Source organism: Candidatus Mycobacterium wuenschmannii (assembly GCF_030252325.1).
Lineage (GTDB): Bacteria > Actinomycetota > Actinomycetes > Mycobacteriales > Mycobacteriaceae > Mycobacterium > Mycobacterium wuenschmannii.
Map to the genome: position 1 here is coordinate 4,134,604 of NZ_CP126981.1, position 18,223 is coordinate 4,152,826.

The 18,223-nt window shown below is 67.4% G+C and carries 18 protein-coding genes; 11 read left to right on the forward strand and 7 right to left on the reverse strand.

Features of this window, described 5'->3' with window-relative positions; genetic code table 11:
• Nucleotides 1-16 precede the first annotated feature (16 nt).
• On the forward strand, nucleotides 17-1,708 hold the full coding sequence (locus PT015_RS19895; RefSeq protein ID WP_285186703.1) for a serine/threonine-protein kinase PknH/PknJ: 1,692 nt from the start codon (nucleotides 17-19) through the stop codon (nucleotides 1,706-1,708).
• 3 nt (nucleotides 1,709-1,711) lie between these two features.
• On the opposite strand, the gene PT015_RS19900 is transcribed toward PT015_RS19895, so the two are convergent.
• Nucleotides 1,712-2,323 carry a TetR/AcrR family transcriptional regulator gene (locus PT015_RS19900; RefSeq protein WP_285186705.1) on the reverse strand — a complete coding sequence of 204 codons (612 nt, stop codon included), beginning with the start codon at nucleotides 2,321-2,323 and terminating at the stop codon, nucleotides 1,712-1,714.
• Nucleotides 2,324-2,361: 38 nt separating this feature from the next.
• On the opposite strand from PT015_RS19900, the gene PT015_RS19905 reads away from it, so the two are divergent.
• From PT015_RS19905 to PT015_RS19920, 4 genes are all read left to right on the forward strand, one after another.
• On the forward strand, nucleotides 2,362-3,588 hold the full coding sequence (locus tag PT015_RS19905) for a hypothetical protein (RefSeq protein ID WP_285186707.1): 1,227 nt from the start codon (nucleotides 2,362-2,364) through the stop codon (nucleotides 3,586-3,588).
• 223 nt (nucleotides 3,589-3,811) lie between these two features.
• Nucleotides 3,812-5,764: an Hsp70 family protein gene (locus PT015_RS19910; RefSeq protein WP_285186709.1), complete on the forward strand. Its 1,953-nt coding sequence runs from the start codon at nucleotides 3,812-3,814 to the stop codon at nucleotides 5,762-5,764.
• 66 nt (nucleotides 5,765-5,830) lie between these two features.
• Nucleotides 5,831-6,214, forward strand: coding sequence for a hypothetical protein (locus PT015_RS19915; protein WP_285186711.1), 384 nt, complete (start codon nucleotides 5,831-5,833; stop codon nucleotides 6,212-6,214).
• Between the two features lie 45 nt (nucleotides 6,215-6,259).
• Entirely contained in the window at nucleotides 6,260-6,967 is a 708-nt protein-coding gene (locus PT015_RS19920; RefSeq protein ID WP_285186713.1) for a cutinase family protein, read from the forward strand.
• 3 nt (nucleotides 6,968-6,970) lie between these two features.
• Here the strand turns inward: PT015_RS19920 and PT015_RS19925 are convergent, their stop codons facing one another.
• Together PT015_RS19925 and PT015_RS19930 are read right to left on the reverse strand one after the other, a co-directional pair.
• A complete protein-coding gene (locus PT015_RS19925; protein ID WP_285191194.1) occupies nucleotides 6,971-7,927 on the reverse strand; it encodes an SDR family NAD(P)-dependent oxidoreductase in 957 nt (318 codons plus the stop codon).
• An 8-nt stretch (nucleotides 7,928-7,935) separates the two neighbouring features.
• A complete protein-coding gene (locus PT015_RS19930; RefSeq protein WP_285186715.1) occupies nucleotides 7,936-9,144 on the reverse strand; it encodes a cytochrome P450 in 1,209 nt (402 codons plus the stop codon).
• A 77-nt stretch (nucleotides 9,145-9,221) separates the two neighbouring features.
• Between PT015_RS19930 and PT015_RS19935 the strand changes: the two genes are divergently transcribed.
• The 3 genes from PT015_RS19935 to PT015_RS19945 all read left to right on the forward strand — a co-directional run bounded on the left by PT015_RS19935 (nucleotide 9,222) and on the right by PT015_RS19945 (nucleotide 11,419).
• Nucleotides 9,222-9,851 carry a TetR/AcrR family transcriptional regulator gene (locus PT015_RS19935; protein ID WP_285186716.1) on the forward strand — a complete coding sequence of 210 codons (630 nt, stop codon included), beginning with the start codon at nucleotides 9,222-9,224 and terminating at the stop codon, nucleotides 9,849-9,851.
• Nucleotides 9,852-9,921: 70 nt separating this feature from the next.
• Nucleotides 9,922-10,602, forward strand: coding sequence for a hypothetical protein (locus PT015_RS19940; RefSeq protein WP_285186717.1), 681 nt, complete (start codon nucleotides 9,922-9,924; stop codon nucleotides 10,600-10,602).
• Nucleotides 10,603-10,909: 307 nt separating this feature from the next.
• Complete coding sequence (locus tag PT015_RS19945; RefSeq protein WP_285186719.1) at nucleotides 10,910-11,419, forward strand: hypothetical protein; 510 nt, start codon at nucleotides 10,910-10,912, stop codon at nucleotides 11,417-11,419.
• A 71-nt stretch (nucleotides 11,420-11,490) separates the two neighbouring features.
• Here PT015_RS19945 and PT015_RS19950 read toward each other — a convergent pair whose 3' ends face one another.
• The 4 genes from PT015_RS19950 to PT015_RS19965 all read right to left on the reverse strand — a co-directional run bounded on the left by PT015_RS19950 (nucleotide 11,491) and on the right by PT015_RS19965 (nucleotide 15,591).
• On the reverse strand, nucleotides 11,491-12,288 hold the full coding sequence (locus PT015_RS19950) for a L,D-transpeptidase (protein WP_285186721.1): 798 nt from the start codon (nucleotides 12,286-12,288) through the stop codon (nucleotides 11,491-11,493).
• A 155-nt stretch (nucleotides 12,289-12,443) separates the two neighbouring features.
• Nucleotides 12,444-12,824 carry an STAS domain-containing protein gene (locus tag PT015_RS19955; protein ID WP_285186723.1) on the reverse strand — a complete coding sequence of 127 codons (381 nt, stop codon included), beginning with the start codon at nucleotides 12,822-12,824 and terminating at the stop codon, nucleotides 12,444-12,446.
• Entirely contained in the window at nucleotides 12,821-13,933 is a 1,113-nt protein-coding gene (locus PT015_RS19960) for a cobalamin B12-binding domain-containing protein (RefSeq protein ID WP_285186724.1), read from the reverse strand. Before PT015_RS19960 ends, PT015_RS19955 begins: the two co-directional genes overlap by 4 nt.
• Nucleotides 13,930-15,591: a PP2C family protein-serine/threonine phosphatase gene (locus tag PT015_RS19965; protein WP_285186725.1), complete on the reverse strand. Its 1,662-nt coding sequence runs from the start codon at nucleotides 15,589-15,591 to the stop codon at nucleotides 13,930-13,932. The genes PT015_RS19960 and PT015_RS19965 overlap by 4 nt, the downstream gene beginning before the upstream one ends.
• A gap of 170 nt (nucleotides 15,592-15,761) precedes the next feature.
• Between PT015_RS19965 and PT015_RS19970 the strand changes: the two genes are divergently transcribed.
• The 3 genes from PT015_RS19970 (at nucleotide 15,762) to PT015_RS19980 (ending at nucleotide 18,132) form a co-directional block, all read left to right on the forward strand.
• Nucleotides 15,762-16,160 carry a Zn-ribbon domain-containing OB-fold protein gene (locus tag PT015_RS19970; RefSeq protein ID WP_285186727.1) on the forward strand — a complete coding sequence of 133 codons (399 nt, stop codon included), beginning with the start codon at nucleotides 15,762-15,764 and terminating at the stop codon, nucleotides 16,158-16,160.
• Nucleotides 16,161-16,186: 26 nt separating this feature from the next.
• Nucleotides 16,187-17,401 carry a thiolase family protein gene (locus tag PT015_RS19975; protein WP_285186729.1) on the forward strand — a complete coding sequence of 405 codons (1,215 nt, stop codon included), beginning with the start codon at nucleotides 16,187-16,189 and terminating at the stop codon, nucleotides 17,399-17,401.
• Between the two features lie 119 nt (nucleotides 17,402-17,520).
• Nucleotides 17,521-18,132 carry a TetR family transcriptional regulator gene (locus tag PT015_RS19980; RefSeq protein WP_285186730.1) on the forward strand — a complete coding sequence of 204 codons (612 nt, stop codon included), beginning with the start codon at nucleotides 17,521-17,523 and terminating at the stop codon, nucleotides 18,130-18,132.
• The last annotated feature ends 91 nt before the right edge of the window (nucleotides 18,133-18,223 follow it).

Sequence of the window (18,223 nt, forward strand, 5' to 3'; positions counted from 1 at the left end):
GAAGGACACCTCCACCATGCTGAGCCCCGGTTCGATCTTCGCCGGATACCAGATCGAACGGGTGTTGGGCGGCGGCGGGATGGGCACCGTCTACCTGGCGCGTAACGCCGACCTGCCGCGCGGCGAAGCGCTCAAAGTGCTCAACGCCGACCTGACCGGCGACCACGATTTCCGGGCCAGGTTCATCCGCGAGGCGGAAGTGGCGGCGGGACTGGATCATCCCAACATCGTGTCGATCCACCAGCGCGGCGAATTCGACGGCCAGCTCTGGATCGCCATGCAGTTCGTCGACGGCACCGACGCGAATGCCGCGCTGCGCGCCGGCACCATGACACCGGCCCGCGCGGTGCACATCGTCGGCGAGGTCGCCAAGGCCTTGGACTACGCCCACCAACGCGGCGTTGTGCACCGGGACATCAAGCCGGCAAACTTCCTGCTGTCCGGCCCGGTCGGTCCCGACGAGCGGGTGTTGTTGGGGGACTTCGGAATTGCGCGTGCCTTGGACGACGCCGGCCTCACCGACACCGGATCGGTGACGGCTACGGTGGCCTACGCGGCGCCCGAGGTGCTGGCGGGTCAGCCGTTCGACGGGCGGGCGGATCTGTATTCGTTGGCGTGCACGCTTTTTCGGCTGTTGACCGGACGGGCTCCGTACCCGACGGTCAACGGGGCCGCCGCGGTCGTGGCGGCGCACCTGCATGCCCCGCCGCCGAAGGTCACCGACGTGGCGCCCGGCCTGTCGGCACAACTGGATCAGGTGATTGCCACCGCGATGGCCAAGGACCCGGCGCAGCGATTCACATCGGCGCGCGCACTCGCCGACGCGGCCACTGCCGCGCTCAACGAGCACCTGGGTTCGACGACCGCGCCGTGGCAGCCCGCACCCCAACCCGACAACGCGCCACCGTGGGGGACTGGGTCGTACTCCGCAACGGCCCCGCTTGGTTTCTACCGGCCCCCGCCCCCTCCGCCGCGGCGCCGGCCGCGGTTGGCCGCGGTGGCGGCCGCCGTCGTCACCGTTGTCGCCGCGGTGGTTGCCGTGGTGGTGCTGAACGCGAAATCCCGCGCCCACCAAAGTGATTCGCCGCCAGCGGCAAGCTCGACGACGTCGGCGGCGCCAAGCGGTCCACTGAACAGCGCCGCGTTGACGGGCCTGTTGTTGTCGCCGGAGCAGGTCGCCGGCATGGTCGGCGCCGCCCAACTGGTCCAGGAGTCGTTTTCGGACGCGGTCATCGACGACTCGGAGAAGTTGCTGCAGAAGGACTGCATCGGTGTGATGGCCCCGGCCCAGCACCTGGTGTACGCCGACGCCGGGTGGACCGGCGTGCGGTCCCAAGCCCTGCGGAATCCGGGCGAGGGCCCACGCATGTACGCCATCATCCAGGCTGTGATCAGCTTCCCGACCGTCGACGCCGCGAAAAAGCTTCTCGCCGACCAACAGTCGCAGTGGGCGAGTTGCTCGGGCCGCACCCTGACCGTGACCTTCCCGACGCCGCCGTCGCCGCAGCTGTGGGCCGCGGGCACCCCGGCCGACATGGACGGCGTGATGACCATGACGCAGACCTTGAAGGACGGTGTCGGCATGCAGTGCCAGCGCGCGCTGGCGGTGCGCAACAACGTCGCCGTCGACGTGTCGGCGTGCCGCTTCGACGTCGCCGAGCAGGCGCTCGACATCGTGCGCGGCATCGCCGCCAGGATTCCCGGCTAGGCCTCAGCGCAGGTAGTGCGAGACCATCTCGATGAGTGCCCGCCGCTCACGCTGCCAGTCGATCGGTGTGCCGACGATCATCTGCGCCAGCACAACCCCACGTAGCGTTGCCCAAATGACTTCGGCAACACCATCATTGGCCGGATCCTCGGTGATCAGCCGGCCGAGCTGGTTGATCGCATCGTTCATCTCCAGCAGGTGCCGCCTCGACGAGCCGCCGCGGTTGGCTCGCAGGATTTCGAACGCCGCCATCGACGTCGGGCTGCTGTAGCAACCCCACGCGGTATCGACGACCACCTCGATGCGCTCGCGCAGCGGCAACGCGCTGACGTCGGTCGCCGAGAGGCTCTCCAGCAGTCGGGACACCCCGTCATCGACCACCGACATCAGCAGGCCGTTGCGGTCGCCGAAGTGGTACTGGATCACCCCCCAGGTGACACCCGCCCGTTCGGCGACATGCTTCGCGGTGGCCGCTGCGAAGCCCTCTTCGACGATGCAGCGGACGGTCTCGTCGATGATCTTCGCGCGGGTGTCATCGCCGCGCTTTCGCGGGGAGCTGGTTCGCCGTGTGGGGCTCACGGCCGGCCTGGCTTTCTGGCCTGCGGAAATAGACATTGTTGACTTTATAACATAGTCAGCTCTATTTTTGGGCGGTGAGCCAATCCCGTTACGCCCAGCTCTCCCGCGAACAGCTTGCCGTGTTGCTTCCCGAGTTGCTGTTGATCGGGCAGATGATCGACCGCTCTGGCATGGCGTGGTGCATCCAAGAGTTCGGCCGTGAGGAGATGGTGCAGATCGCCATCGAGGAGTGGGCCGGCGCCAGCCCGATCTACACCCGGCGCATGCAGCGGGCGCTCAACTACGAAGGTGTCGACGTACCAACGATTTTCAAGGGCCTGCAGCTCGATATCGGTGCGCCACCCCAATTCATGGACTTTCGCTACACCATTCACGACCGATGGCACGGCGAGTTCCACCTCGACCACTGCGGGGCGCTGCTCGACGTCGAGCCGATGGGTCACGACTACGTCTTCGGAATGTGTCACACCATCGAGGACCCGACCTTTGACGCCACCGCGGTGGCGACCAACGCACGCGCGCAGGTCCGTCCCATCCACCGGCCGCCGCGGACCCCGGCGGACCGGAATCCGCATTGCGCCTGGACGGTGATCATCGACGAGTCGTATCCGCCGGTGGAGGGGATCCCGGCGCTGGACATCGTGGCCGAAACCCGGGCTGCGCATTGGGATCTCGATGCGATTGACCATTCGGACGAGGGTCGTGCCGACTACTCGGGGCCGGTCGTGTCGGACTTCGACTTCGGTGCGTACTCGCACTCGGCGTTGGTGCGGATGGCCGACGAGGTCTGCCTGCAGATGCACCTGCTGTATCTGTCGTTTGCGATCGCGGTGCGCGCGCGGGCGGGATCGAACATCGAACTGGCCGATTCCATCTGCACCCGCCAGCTGATCGGCGTCGCCGGCCTCGGCGCGGAGCGCATCCACCGCGCGCTCGATCTGCCGGCCGGAATTGACGGTGTGCGAAGGGTTCTCGAGTTGCATCCGCTGTTCAACCCGTCGGGCTACGTCGACGCCGAGGTGGGGGACGGGTTGACGATCCGTCGCTCGCCGGCTCATGACGACGCCGCCTGGATCTCGTTGTGCTCGCCGGATTCGATCCAGCCGCTGCAATCGATCGCAACCGCGATCGACCCGCGCGTCGAGGTTCGGGTCACCGGCTCGAGCACCGACTGGACGGTCGATCTCGCCGAGACCGATACTGCGACAACGGAGCTGCCCGAGGTTGCGGTCGCCAAAGTCAGCGGCGGAGCGACCTTCCAGTTCCAGCCGCGCCAATCGCTGCCCCTGACCGTGGTCTGACCCGGGCCACTCTGTCAAGGCGTCCGCCTGTCTCACTTCGGTGACGCAACCGCATCGACCGGATACCGATGATGTTGTGGCCGATGGTCGTAGCGCGACCCGCCGTTATCGTTGACGCTGGCCACCGAACGCTGTCAACGAAAGTATTTGAGTTATGTATGACCCGTTGGGGTTATCGATCGGGACCACAAACTTAGTCGCGGTCCGCAACGGTAATCCGCCTGTGTCGCGACGCGCTGTGCTGACGGTTTTCCCGGACCGCGCGCCGGAACTCGGTGTGCCCGAAGATAATCCGGACGACGAAGACACCGGCACGCTGATGACGGGATTCGTCGAGCAGATCGGTGGGTCGAAAACCCTGAAATCCGCGGACGGTTCGGTCCACGATCCGTCGCTGCTGCTGGTTGAAGCCCTCGACGCGTTGATCGCCGAGGCCGGCGGCGAGGCGGCCACGTCGAACATCACCATGGCCGTGCCCGCGCACTGGGGTACGGAGGCGTTGCGGGGGATGCAGGAAGCGCTCAACACCCATCCCGAGTTCGTCCACGGTGGCATCGCGCCGCGCCTGGTTCCGGATTCCGTTGCCGCGCTGACCGCGTTGAACTCCGACTCCCGCCTGCCCGCCAAGGGCGTTGTCGCGCTGCTGGATTTCGGTGGCGGTGGCACCAGCATCACGCTCGCAGACGCCGCCTCCGACTTCACGCCGATCGCGGACACGTTGCGCTATCAGGACTTCTCCGGGGACCTGCTGGACGAGGCGCTGATGGCGCACGCGCTGGACAACGCGGGCCGCAGCCTCGACCCGACCGGCACCGCAGTCGCCGGACAATTCGCCGGTCTCCGTGAGGAATGCCGGCTGGCCAAGGAGCGGCTGTCCATCGCGGACACCACCGAGCTCGCACTCGACCTGCCCGGTCGGCGCGCCCGGCTGGAGATCAGCCGGGCCGAGTTCGACGACCTGATCGAGGAACGCCTGGACGGTCTGTTCACCGCGTTCGACGACATGTTGCGCCGCAACAGGATTCGTAGCAAAGATCTTGCGGCCGTGGCGATGGCCGGCGGCACGGCAAAGATTCCCGTTGTCGCCCAGCGTGTTTCGTCGCACACCAAGGCGTCCGTGATCACCGCCATGCAACCCGGACTCGCGACGGCCGTGGGCGCGGTCAAGCTCTCGGCCCGCCAACCGGTCGAGCAGCGCGACGGCGAGCGCGAAGAGACGACGATGTCGACCCTGGTCGGCGCGTCGACCGGCGGTTTCGCCACCATCACCAGCGGCGTGGCCACGACCGGTCGCAGCATCGCCCCCACCGACGCGCTCGGCACATCCACCGGGACGTTCGGCGCCTCCACGGGCACCTTCGACATCCCCACCGCCGGTGCGTTGTTCGACGACCCGTCTGAGCGCCTGACCGAGCTGGCCTGGTCGCAGGCCGACGACGCCGACGACGAGCCGGTGGTCTACACCGGCGAGCCGTACGACACCGACGAGGACCGCTCGACGCCATCGCAGCTGCTGCAGGTGCCCAGGTACGCGCCGGTCGAGCCGGTCCGGACGCGCGGCCGGCGGCTGCCGCAGCTGTTCCTCGGCCTCGCCGCGCTGGTGTCGATGATCGCGATCGGCGGCGTGGCCTTCACGCTGACCGGCAGCGATCACGCCCCGACCGTGCCCAGTAGCACCCCGGCGCCGCCGCCACCGCCGGTGAGCTCGCAGCTCCCGTCGCCGAGTCTGGCGCCGCCACCCAGCAGCGAGGCGCCACCGCCCCCGCCGCCACCGACCGAAGCCCCGCCACCGCCGCCCCCGGTCCAGACGGTGACCGAGACCTACACCCCGCCCCCGCCGCCGAAGCCCACGCAGCAGGCGACGACCACCGTGCCGCAGCCGACCACCACGACGCCGCAGGTGGCGAGCACGACCCCGAGCACCACCCCGCCTCCGCCGCCACCGCCGTCGTCGAGCACGCCGTCGCAGCCGGCGATGACGACGACGTACCTCAACCTGCCGTTCGTGCCGGTGCCGATCCCGGTGCAGGTCCCCGAGGGCCAGCAGCCGCAGCAGCCGCAGAACCAGTATCCGCAGCAGAATCCCTATCAGCAGGGCCCCTACCAGCAGAATCCGTACCAGCAGAGCCCCTACGGGCCGCAGTACTCCTACCCGAATCCGGGGTACGGCTACTAGGACGTGGCGCGCGCGGGCCGAAATGCGCACACTGGTTGTACTCGGTTGAGCTGCCAGGAGGCCGCAATGAACGATAAGGGTCCTTTCGGGTTCGAGCCGGAAGACTTCGAGCACGTGATCCGCGACGCGACCGAGGGGTTGCGCGACGCGTTCGAGGGCGTCGGCCGGTTCTTCACCTTCCCCGGCGACCGGTCGGGGTGGTCGTCGGTCTTCGAAGACCTCGCGCGGCGTACCCGGACCCGGCCGGAAACCGCCGGCGAGGCAGGCGACGGGGTGTGGGCGATCTACACCGTGAGTGCGGACGGCGGTGCCCGCGTCGAAGAGGTGTACGCCACCGAGCTCGACGCGTTGCGGGCGAACCAGAGCAACACCGACGTGACACGCAAGGTCCGTTTCCTGCCCTACGGCATCGCGGTCAGCGTCCTCGACGGTTCCGACGAGACGGCCTAAGCAGTCGTTTCGGCACGTCCGCGTTCTTTACGCAACAATGGGCCCATGTCCCTCAGCCAGTTCGGCCGTGCCCTTTTCGCAGGATTGACAATCGTCGGCGGGGTGTCGACCGCCCCAGCGGCGATCGCCTCCGCCCAGCCCTGTCCCGACGTCGAGGCGGTGTTCGCCCGCGGCACCAGCGAGCCACCGGGCGTCGGTGGCATCGGTCAGCCGTTTGTCGACCAACTGCGCACCGCGATCGGCCCGAAGTCGCTGGACGTCTACCCGGTCAGTTACGAGGCCAGCAGCAACTTCAACGACCGCATCGAATTCGCCCGCAGCGTGGTCGACGGAATCACCGATGCCAGCAACCACATCGAAGCCACCGCGGCGAACTGTCCCAAGACCCGGATCGTGCTCGGTGGCTACTCCCAGGGCGCGGTCGTCGCGGGCTTCACGACGTCGGCGTCCGTGCCGGACTCGGTTCCCGCGGAGTACCGCTCGTTCCTGCCGAAGCCGATGCCGCCTGAGGTCGCCAATCACGTTGCAGCGGTGGTCCTGTTCGGCAAGCCCTCGGCGCAATGGCTACAGAACTACGGGGCGCCCGTCGTCACGATCGGTCCGCTCTACGCGCCGAAGACCGATGACTTGTGCGCCGACGGCGACACCATCTGCAACGGCGACCCCGGCGGGCTGCCCAGCTTCGCGCACACCACCTACCCGGCGAACGGAATGACCCAGCAGGGCGCCGATTTCGCGGCCAGTCACCTGTAGCGGTCAGTCGGGCTGGCTCGCCATGATCGTGGCGAACAACTCGGCCATCTCGTCACCCGGCCCACCGGGCACCGAATAGCCCGTCTCGTCGCGGATTTCGGCTATGTGGTCGCGGACCTGCTCCACCGAGAGCGCCGGATCGAAGAAGCCTTTGGTCCGGGCGATGAAGAATCGGGAGACGTGGCCGGCGCCGACTGTGTAGATCTCTCCGGACACCGGGCAGTCCCGATGAGTCAGAAACGCGGCCACCGGCGCGACCAGTGCGGGGTCGAGCTTCTGAAGGTATTGCGCCACAAGGTCGTCGAGGATCGCTTGGGCTGCCGCGTCTTCCGGCTGGCCCGCCTTCTCCACGGACTGCGCCAGCATCCGGGTGTAGGCGATCGGGGCGATCGCGTTGACCTTGATGTCGTGGTTGGCGCCTTCGGCGGCGAGTACCCGGGTCAGGCCGACCAGCCCCGTCTTGGCCGCGCCGTAGTTGCTCATCCGTTCGGCGCCCAGCAGCCCGGCGGCCGAGCAGGTGTTCAGGATGCGTCCGTATCCCCGCTCGCGCATGAGCTTCCAGGCGGGCCGGCTCACGTTGAACGCGCCCTTGAGGTGCACGTCCACCAGTGGATCGAGGCGGTCGGCGGTGATCTCCTCGAACGGCCCGTCACGCACGATGCCGGCGTTGTTGATCACGATGTCCACTCGACCCCACGCCTCCAGGGCCGTGTCGATAATCGCCTGCCCGCCTTCGGAAGTGGCGACGCTGTGGGTGTCGGCGACCGCCTCACCGCCGTGCCGACGGACTTCCTCGACGGCCGCGGACGCCGCGCCGGTGTTCGAGCCCGAACCCGTCACCGCTCCGCCGGTGTCGTTGACGACGATCCGGGCACCGCGCGATGCCAGCAGCAACGCGTACTGCAGGCCCAAACCGCCACCGGCGCCAGTGATCACCGCGACCTGGTCGTCGAACCGCATGTCGTTGCTCACCAGGTGACCGGCAAGGTTTTCATGCCGTAGATGTCGGCGTCCTTGAAGCTCAGTTCGTCGGCCGGTACCGCAAGTCGCAGCCCGGGCAGCCGGCGCGCCAGCGTGGAGAACGCCACCTGCATCTCGACCCTGGCCAGGTTGGCCCCGATGCACTGATGTGTTCCGTATCCGAAACCCAAGTGCCCGCGGACATTCCGCTGGATGTCGAACTTCTCGGGATCGGCGGCGAATGCGGTGTCCCAGTTGCCCGCGGGCAGGTTCATCAGCACCCGCTCCCCGGCCCGGATCAATTGGCCACCGAGCGTCAGGTCCTCGAGGGCGATGCGGTCCACCTGCGCGTGCACGATGCTCAGGTATCGCATCAGCTCCTCGACCACGCGGCCGATGACCGCGTTGTCGTCGGCCTCGCCGAGTGTCTGGAATGCGTCCGGATTTTCAAGCAGCGCAACGGTTCCCAACGAGATCATATTGGCCGTGGTTTCGTGGCCCGCCTGCATCATGATCACGGCGTTGACCGCAACGGTGTCGCGGGTGAGTTGGCCGGTCGCGACGTAGTCGGTCAGCAGGCGGCTGATCAGGTCGTCGCCCGGGTCACGCTCCTTGCGCGCCACCAACTGCTGAATGTAGGCGTACATCTCGCCGAAGCCCCGGACCCGTTGCTCCTCGGTCGAGTTGACGTCGAGGCCGGCCGCGGTGTTGTGCTGGAACAGTTCGAGGTCTTCGGTCGGGACGCCGAGCAGCAAGGCGATCACCAGAGACGGCACCGGCAACGCGAAGTCGCGCACGATCTCTGCCGGCGGTCCGGTCTCGATCATGGCGTTCAGGTAATGGTCGACCAGGTCCTGAATCTGCGGCCGCATGGCCTCGCAGCGCCGAAAGGTGAACTGGCTCGTCATCATCCGGCGCAGTCGATGGTGCTCGGGGTCGTCGATGCGCGCGAAGACCACCGGCGCGCTCTCGTCGTCCGACGGCGTCGCCAGGTCTGGAAGCGTCTGGGCGGAAAGCCGCGGGTCGACCAACGCGGCCCGGATGTCCTGATAACGGCTGACGCTCCAGACGGTCTGGCCGTTCCAGGTCGCCCGCCGCAGGCCCGGTTCGTCGCGCCAGCTTTCGAATTCCGCGGGTGGTGCCAGGGGGCATCCCGCGGCGCGTCGCATCGGAATCACAGGTAGTTCAGAGGTGGTTGAGGTCACCGGCGTTCCCATAAGTGTCAGTTGGCTGCCAATTGCACCGAGCGTAAAACTCGATTTAATGGCAGTCAACTGTCAGTTAGGCTGGTGTGATGACCGCGGTATCCGACCGGCCGTTGCGCGCTGACGCCGCGCGCAATGCCGAACGGATTCTGCGCGCGACCCGCGAGGTCTACGGCGAACTCGGGCCGGAGGCGCCGATCGAGGCGGTCGCTCGTCGTGCCGGTGTCGGCGAGCGCACGCTGTATCGGCGATTTCCGGGCAAGGCCGAGCTAGTCCGGGCCGCGCTCGACCAGTGCATCGCGGAAGACCTCACGCCGACGATCGCCGCGGCCCGCGCGGCCACCGACCCGCTCGAGGGCTTGGCTCGGCTGATCGACGCGGCCATCTCGCTGGGCGCCCGCGAACACAACCTGCTGACGGCCGCCCGCCGGGCCGGATCCCTGACGTCGGACGTGTCGACCGACGTCATCGAGGCGCTCAGCGAACTGGCCGAACGCGGCCAGCGGGCCGGCGTCCTCCGGTCTGATCTGGCCGCCGCCGACCTGCCACGCATTCTTGCGATGTTGTACAGCGTGCTGCAGACGATGGACGCCGGCAGCGACGGGTGGCGTCGCTACGTTGCGCTCATGCTGGACTCGATATCCGCAGGTGAGAGGCATCCGTTGCCCCCGGTGGCCACGCTGCGCTTCGACGCGGAATCGAGCAGCTGGCCGATGTGAGCGCGGCGTCTCACCTGCGGCGCCGTTACCTGATCGTGACTAATTCGCGATTTCCTCGTAAGCTGCTGCCGTGAGTCGTCACAAGTTAGCCAGCGCTGGGCGAAAATCGCCGGCTGCGATGGCTGCGGTCATAGCCCCGGCCGCCATCATCTTTGCCCTCGGCGGCAGCGCCCATGCCGAGGGCCACCACGGCGCGACCGACGTGCCGGCTGACGATGCCGGGCCGTGCTGCCACCTGCAGATGACGGCGGCAATGCCGATGGCGTCGTCGTGGTCGGCCTCCGCCGTGCAGGGGCCCGACGCACCCGTCGAGACGGCGTCGGCCACGCGCGCGTCGCGCTGGCACGTCGCCTCCAAGAACGCCCCGCAGGTACTGGTCGCCGACATCGCGTCGGAGCGCGGTCTACAGGTCAAGACGATCCTGGTGGCCCGCACCATCAGCGCCATCTTCCCCGAGATCAAGAACATCGGCGGTGTCCGTCCGGACGCGCTTCGTTGGCATCCGCAAGGTCTGGCCCTCGACGTGATGATCCCCAACCCGTCCAGTTCCGCCGGCATCGCCCTGGGTAACGAGATCGTGTCGTTCGCGCTCAAGAACGCGAAGAAGTTCGATCTGCAGGACTGCATTTGGCGCGGCACCTACTACACGCCCAGCGGCCCCTCTGGATCGGGCTACGGCCACTACGACCACGTGCACATCACCACGCACGGCGGGGGATACCCCAAGGGTGGCGAGGTCTACGTTCGCTAAACCCCGGGCCCGCAAGGCCCTTCGATGCCGAATTGTGATGTCTCGATTCAAACATCAAGTCTTGGTGCGGTTTTCGCGCGCTGACTATCATCACTAGGCGTTCTTCGTTCACAGTTCAGCGCTGTTGGCAGGGGCCGGAGTCCAATAAACCGGATGAAACGTCTCTATTTGGAAACGGTCGCGTGTGGCGTGGTGCGTGTTGAACACGGGTCCATTAGAAATGACTTGGCCGAGAGAAGATCGGCTCTGTGTGTAAGCACTGATTGATCTGCGGGCTCCGCCCGGGCGTGGAAGAGAGTTGACGTCGATGACAGCCTTCGACCGATTCAGCATCAAAGTTGTTGCCGGCGTTGGGCTCTGCGGTGCTGCGATAGCACTGAGCCCAGCCGCGGTGGCCGCTCCGTGGAAATCGGGTGGTGCCGCGTGCATGTACGGATCGGCCGGCGAGGTCGGTGCGCCGGCGGCCGCGGGTGCCGGCGCCGGTGCCGCCGGTGCCGCCGGTGCCGGTTGTGCCGGTGCGCCGATCGCGGACATGGCCGGCGCTCCCGTCGCGGCGCTGCCGGTCGGTGCGCCCATCCCCGCCGGTGCGCCGGTTCCGGGTGGGTTGCCGTTCCCGGCCGGAGCACCGGTGCCCGCCGGAGCCCCACTGCCCGTTGCTGTTCCGGCCGGCGCCCCGCTGATCGCGCTGGGCGGAGTTGCCGGTGCGCCGATCGCGGACATGGCCGGTGTCGCCGGTGGCAAGGGTGCGCCGGTGGGCGTTGCGCCGACGACCGGCCCACAGGCCGGCGAGCCGCTACCGGCCGGCCCCACCGGATAAGACGACAAGAAGAAGCCCCCCCGTGTCAAGCCGGGGGCTTTTTCTTGTATCGACCTAAGGCGTTGTGCGCCTTACTCCTTGACCACGATCGGATCGCCGATGTTGGCGGTGTTGAAGTACCACTCGGCGTCGGCGGGGCTCAGGCTGATGCAGCCATGGCTGACGTTCTCACGTCCGAGGGCCTGGACCGCCCACGGGGCCGAGTGCACGAACAGGCCGCGGCTGCTGAAGCGGGTGGCGAAGTCCACCGGGGTGTTGTAACCCTCGGGATCGGTGACCGGGATACCGACGCTGCTCGAATCCATAATGACCGTGCGATCTTTCGCGAGCACGGTGTAAACGCCGGTGGGCGTCGGGAAGTGCGGGCGGCCCATCGACGCGGGCAGTACACCGGGCTCGCCGAAGTGCGGCTGATGATGCGGTGTCGGCAGCGGGCCCTTCGGCACGCCGTCCACGCTCACCGTGAACGTGTGGTCGGAGATGTCCGCGACGCCGAGCACCGCGGGGCCGGTTGCGATCGCCGCCGACGCGCCGCCGACCGACAGGGCAATCGTGCTGTGTGCGGGCCAGAAGTGGTCCGGAACCCATTGTGCGGCAGTGTTGTTCAGCCACTGCAGCTTGCCGGTCATCGGGGTCGAGGATGACACGTGCAGGGCACGCTCCGCGGCGTGCCGGTCAGTGACCGGCGACCGGAATGTGATGTCGACGGGGTAGCCCACTCCGACAACCTGACCCGCTGCGGGTCCGATCGAGGCGACCGGGAACCGGTAGGACTGATCCGACGCGGCGAGGGTCACCCCCGCGGGGCCGGCAACGACAGCTGCGGCGGTACCAGCCGCCACGAGAACAGACCCAACGACCGCGCGCATCCACCAGTTCCTTTAGTAGACGAAGTTTCAATAACGATCGTAGGCAGTTCCGGAATGTTGGAACCGGAAGGGCGCGTTAGCAATTCGGTAAAGCGTCGGTCACGGTTCGGCTACAAGCTGCGGAAACCGCGTCCGCGTGGCGAAGAGGCTGGAGGTCAGCGGGCGCCGGATTCGCCAGAACCGGTCTGGCCCAGCAGATCTGGGTCGCCGGTCTCGGCGTCGGTTCGGGTCAGCTCGAAGTGGTTGAACAGCCCGGTGACCTGCAGGACGCGGTCGAGGAACGTCGGCCGGTTGTCGAGGTGGAGCGCGACGTCCGCCTCGGAGGTGCGGCGGTGCAGCAGGAGCAGGCCGGACAGCGCCGCGGAGTCCAGGAAGGTCGTCTCGCCGAAGTCGAGGTGCAGGTCGCTCAACTCGTTCTGGTCGAGCAGTTGCGTCGCGACCTCGACCATGTCGTCGGCGGTCTCGTAGTCCAGGTCGCCGGCGACGCGCAGAGTGGCCGACCGTGCCGCGGTGGTGATCGTCAGTGCATAGGTCATGTGTGTGTTGGGGGGTCGGTCGCCGAACTCTTCTTGTCGGCGAGGGCGGTATGTGCCGCGGCCAGCAGGCGCTGACTGCGGGGGAATTCGATGAGCTGTTTACCCACAAGGTCCAGGGTGGGAAACAACGTCGCCGCGGGCACGCCGCGAGCGGTGAGGATGTCGGCGGTCCAGGCGATGAATCCGCTGAACAGCTCGTCGTCGTCGGTGTAGAGGCCGGCGATGAGGAAGTCCACCACGTGAGCGATGTCCTCGGCCGTGCGCTGCCGCTGCTGCTCGGTGTAGTCGCGCATCGCCGGAATGCGGTCCTCCAGCGCGGCGAAAGTCTCTTTGACCAGCTGCGTCGCGGTCTGGCTGACCGTGGTGTACTCCTGGTCGATCAGGTGGGGCAGATCGTCGACCGGCTGCCGGTTGGACGCGAGGTGGGTGCAGAGAAACCCCTCGGCCAGCAGGTCAGCGGCGGCGCGGGCGTCGGGTGCCCACGCGTCGGCGCCGAGCTGGCGGGCGTACCGCCCGTCGAATCCGAACGCCGCGCCCCCGGCGAGAACGGCGACGCCGGCTGCCTGGCACGCCGTGATCGCCGCGTGCGCCGTCGGCAGCCCGGTGGGAATCGAGCACGACAGCGCGACCGCGTCGGGTCCGCTCTGGTGCAGGTGCGCGATCAGGTGCGGCGTGGGCACCTGCGCGCCGAGGAAGTCGACCTGCCAACCCCGCAGTCGCAGGGTCTCGGACAGCAGCCGCGCCGGCAGCGCATGCCATTCGCCGTCCACGCAGGCCACCGTCACGCGACCGGCCTGTGCGGTCGAGCGGCTGGCGGGGTGTTGCGCGAGGGCCGCGATCACGCGGTCGTTGATCGCGGTTGCCGCGTGTTCCTGCGCGACGGTGATCCGGTTGGCAGCCCATTCGGTCCCGATTTTGTACTGCACGCGCGCGATGACGTCCAGCAAGATCTCCTCGGGCGGCATGCCCGCGTCGGCAGCGGCGAAAATCGTTGTCACGGCGGCATATTCGTCGGAGTCAGCGACGGCTCCCCAGAGCTTCTCGCGCACCAGCGCCTGGTCGGTGCCGATACCGCGAGCGGAGGCGGTATCGACGTCGGGAGCGCTCAAGCCGTGAACCTTCCCCGGGTATGGCCGTCGACTGCGCTCAGGTGGGTGCGGCGCGGGGCGGTGATGGCTACGACGGCGATGTCGTCGTGAACCTGCTGCCCGATCCACTGGGTGGCCAGCATCATGACACGCTCGACTACTGCGGCTGCGGGCATTCCGGCGCACTCGGCCAGCGCGGCGGCGAGGCGCTCCTCGCCGAACATGTAGCCGCCCAGCGGCCCGCCGCGCGCCTCGGTCACGCCGTCGGTGTAGAGCACGCAGGTCTCGCCGGGCGCCAGGACGGTCTCGTAAGACTCCACCTGAATGCTCGGCAGCGCGCCGATCAGCGTGCCGCGGGTGTCGGCTTCCTCGACCCGCCCGCCGTCGCGCACGATCAGGGGAGGCAGGTGGCCGGCGCTGGTCAGCCGCAGGGCGACCTCGCCGTCTCGGTTGGCGACCGAGGCCAGCACCAGCGTCGCGAACCGGGCGTGCTCGGTGGACAGCATCGCGTTGTTCAACAGCTCGAGCACACCCTGGTGATCGGCGGCCAGCGGCGTCAACGCCTGCAGCGTGTTGCGGATCTTGCCGGTGAGCATGGCGGCCTCGAGGCCCTTGCCGCAAACGTCGCCGAGCACCACCAGCGTCTCACCGTCGGGTGTCGCCGCGGGGTGGACGTCGTAGAAGTCACCGCCGACGACCTCGTAGTCCTCGGACGCCCGGTATGCGCCCGCGAAGTCGATCCCGTGCACCGGATGGAGCTCCGGCGGCAGCAGATCGGCCATCAGCGTGCGGGTGATCGCCGCCTGCTCGGCGTACAGTCGCGCGGCCGACAGCGCGGCGCCGGCCCGCGCCGCGAACAGCCGCGCGAGCACCTCTTCGCCCTCGCTGAACTCGCCTTCCTGTTCGTGACGCAGCAACACCAGGGCACCCGCCGACACGCCGTGACCGGGCAGCGGCGTGATCATCACCGAGCGCACCGGCCGTGGGCAGCCGGTCGGAATGAGCCAGTCCGGCAGTGTCGCGGCGTCGATCCAGCGCGAGGGCACCGGCGGGAAACCCCGCAACGCCTCGCCGAGACCGGTCACCGATGCCGGATCGGCATCGACGCTGCGCTGCTCCACGGTGCCGGCGTCGTCGCAGTAGAAGACCGGCATCCGGCGGCCCCGACTGGCGGGCGCGACCACGACGGCAGCGTCGGCCAGGTCCCGCGCGGCCAGCAGCACGGTCGCCTCGCGGCAGCGGTCGATGTTCAGTGAGGCCATCAGCACCGAGGAGGCCTCGAGCAGGAACTCCGCGCGCTCGTGTTCGCGGGTCAGCGCGTGCTGGGCTTCGCGCAACACATGGCCGGTGTCCTCGACGAGCGACCACGCCACCTCGCCGCTGGGCAGCGTCGCGTGGTGCGCTTCGAACTTGCGTCCGCCGACGGCGCCCGATGCGTTGAACGACTCCCGGTCGTCCGGCACGGGCGACTCCGCGACGAGCCGAAGATGCACGGGCGCCAACCAGTCGACGGTGGCGTCGAGGTGACTGCCGAGGGTGGCGGCGGGAAGCAGGGTCTGGGCCGAGGCGCTGAGCGCGCGGATGACACCGGTCGGATCGACGACAAGGGTCGGGCAGGCGACATAGGTCCAGAGCGACTCGTGGCCGCTGTCAACCTGTACCGGGGTCGCTTCTTGCATTGCCAAATCGACCTAAGAATTGTCGTGTCTTCTTAACGAACGTTAGCGGGAGTGTACGCACATCGCTTGTCGCGGCGGAAGTCTCGGTTTTGCTGAATCTGATCTTGATATTCGGCATCTGTGGCTGAACCGAACTCGCTACGGTCGACAGTACAGACGATGGAGGCTTTATGGCGGGTCAGATCCCAATTGTCGATTATCTGGTGCTCGATGACGGCGATCCGCACCTCGTCGCGCAGGAATGCACACACTGCGGCGCCCGCTTTTTCGATCGGCGTAATGCCTGCGCGGGATGTTTCGCGTCGGAATTCTCGACGGTCGCGGTGCCCACCGAGGGAACCCTGCGGGCGTTCACCATTGTCACGTTTGCCGCACCAGGCATTCCCACCCCGTTCGTCGCTTCCGTGGTCGATTGCGACGGCACTCAGGTGCGCACCAATGTGGTCAATGTCGAACCCGATCCCGCGAACATCCGCGACGGCATGAAGGTGCGGCTGGCGACATTTCCGATCGGCACCGACTCGGCCGGGACCGAGGCGATCGGTTTCGGCTTCGAACCCGCGACCTGACCACCTCTATACAAGGAGCAGCCCTGATGAGTGCCAGCGACGAGATCTGGATCCTCGGAATCCGGATGACGAAATTCGGCAAGCATGCCGACAAGGACACCGTCGACCTTGCGGCCGAGGCGGCCACCGCCGCGCTCGCGGACGCCGGCGTGACGATGGCCGATATCGGTGTGATCGCTGCCGGAAATCTGATGGCGGCCAATGCCGGGATCGGTCAGCAATTGCAGAAGCAGATCGGTCAGACCGGTATTCCGGTCTACAACGTGGCCAATGCGTGTGCCACAGGTGCGACGGCGCTGCGCACCGCGATCATGGCCGTCAAGGCCGGCGAGGTGAAGTACGGGCTGGCCGTCGGGGTGGAGAAACTGTCCGGCGCGGGGCTGCTCGGCGGGGCCGGCACCAAGAAGAAGGATTCCGACGTCTGGGAGCCCAAGGGCCGCTACGGCGCGGTGGCTCCGGTGGATGGCCGAATCGGCACCGAATCGATGCCCGGGGTGTTTGCTCAGATCGGCACCGAGTACGGCCACAAATATGGCGGCACCAGCTTCGAGTTGTTCGCCAAGATCAGCGAGAAGAACCATGCCCATTCGACGCTGAATCCGCTCGCGGCGTACCAGAAGCGATTCACGTTGGAGCAAATCATGAACGACGTGATGATCGCCTACCCGAACACCCGGCCGATGTGTTCGGCGAACTGCGATGGAGCGGCGGCTACGGTGGTGTGCAACGGCGAGACGCTGAAATCGTTGTCGTTGCAGCAGCGCAAGCGCGCGGTCAAGGTCGCGGCGTCGGTCCTGACGACGGACCCGTTCGAAGACGGCTGCCAGGTGCTGCCGAATGTCAACACGCTGACCCGCAATGCGGCCGCGACGGCCTACGAGCAGGCCGGCATCGGGCCGGGGGATCTGGATCTGGTCGAGTTGCACGACTGCTTCGCCACCGCCGAGCTGGTGCACTACGACAACCTGATGCTGTGCGAAAAGGGCGGCGCGGCAGACTTTTTCAACACCGGCGCGACGTGGCGGGACGGCTCGACGCCGGTGAACGTGTCGGGCGGTCTGCAGTCCAAGGGTCATCCGATCGCGGCGACGGGTATCGCCAACATCTGGGAGATCTGCCACCACCTGCGCGGCGAGGCCGGCGACCGCCAGATCGCCGACGCCAAGGTCGGACTCGCGCACGTCATCGGCCTCGGATCGGCATGCGGGGTGCACATCCTCGAGAGGTCCGCCGCGGCTTAGCCGTGCGTCCGCCTTCCCGTCGAACGTCGACTTGTTGAGCTCGAAACCACGATCCTCTCGCAACAACTCGACGCTCGTCGTCGTAGGCGCGCCGGTGATCGCGTGTCACCATGAAAGGTATGGCCACTGAGGTAGGTCTGCGCGAGCGTCGCCGCCGCCAGACCAGCGCGGACATCCGCGGGGCCGCCGTGCGTCTGGTCCGCGAGCGCGGGTTCGACAAGGTGACGATCGACGAGATCTGCGCCGAGGCCGGCATCTCGGTGCGGACGTTCTTCAACTATTTTCCGAACAAGGAATCCGCGATCGCCTACGGCCCGTCGGATATCCCGCCGGAATTGGTCGAGGAATTCGTCGCGGCCGGACCGGCCTCCTACCTGGTGGTGCTGGACGAGTTGATCACGTTGGCGGCGCACCACCTTCGGGACATGCCGCCGGATCGCGAACAGGCCGAGACGATGCTGGAATTGGCGAAGACGACGCCCGCGATGCTCGCCGCCTTTCTCGCCGATCTGGAGCGGTTTCAGAATCATCTGATCGACATCGTCGCCCGCCGGCAGGGAATGCGGCCCGACGAGGAGATACCGGTCGTGATTGCCGCGTTGGCGCTGGCCGCCATCCGTTCCGGCATCGAGCGCTGGACGAACGACAAGCCCGGGGATGCCGACGACGACACGCCGCTGCGGTACGTCGAGCGTGCTGCCGCCCTGATCAGCAGCATTTTCTCTGAATAATTTGACGCACTAACTGCAAAACTTGCACAATGTGCAAAACATGCACATGATGTAGCAATGCTCGTGCGGTTGCGCGGGGGCAAGCGACCCC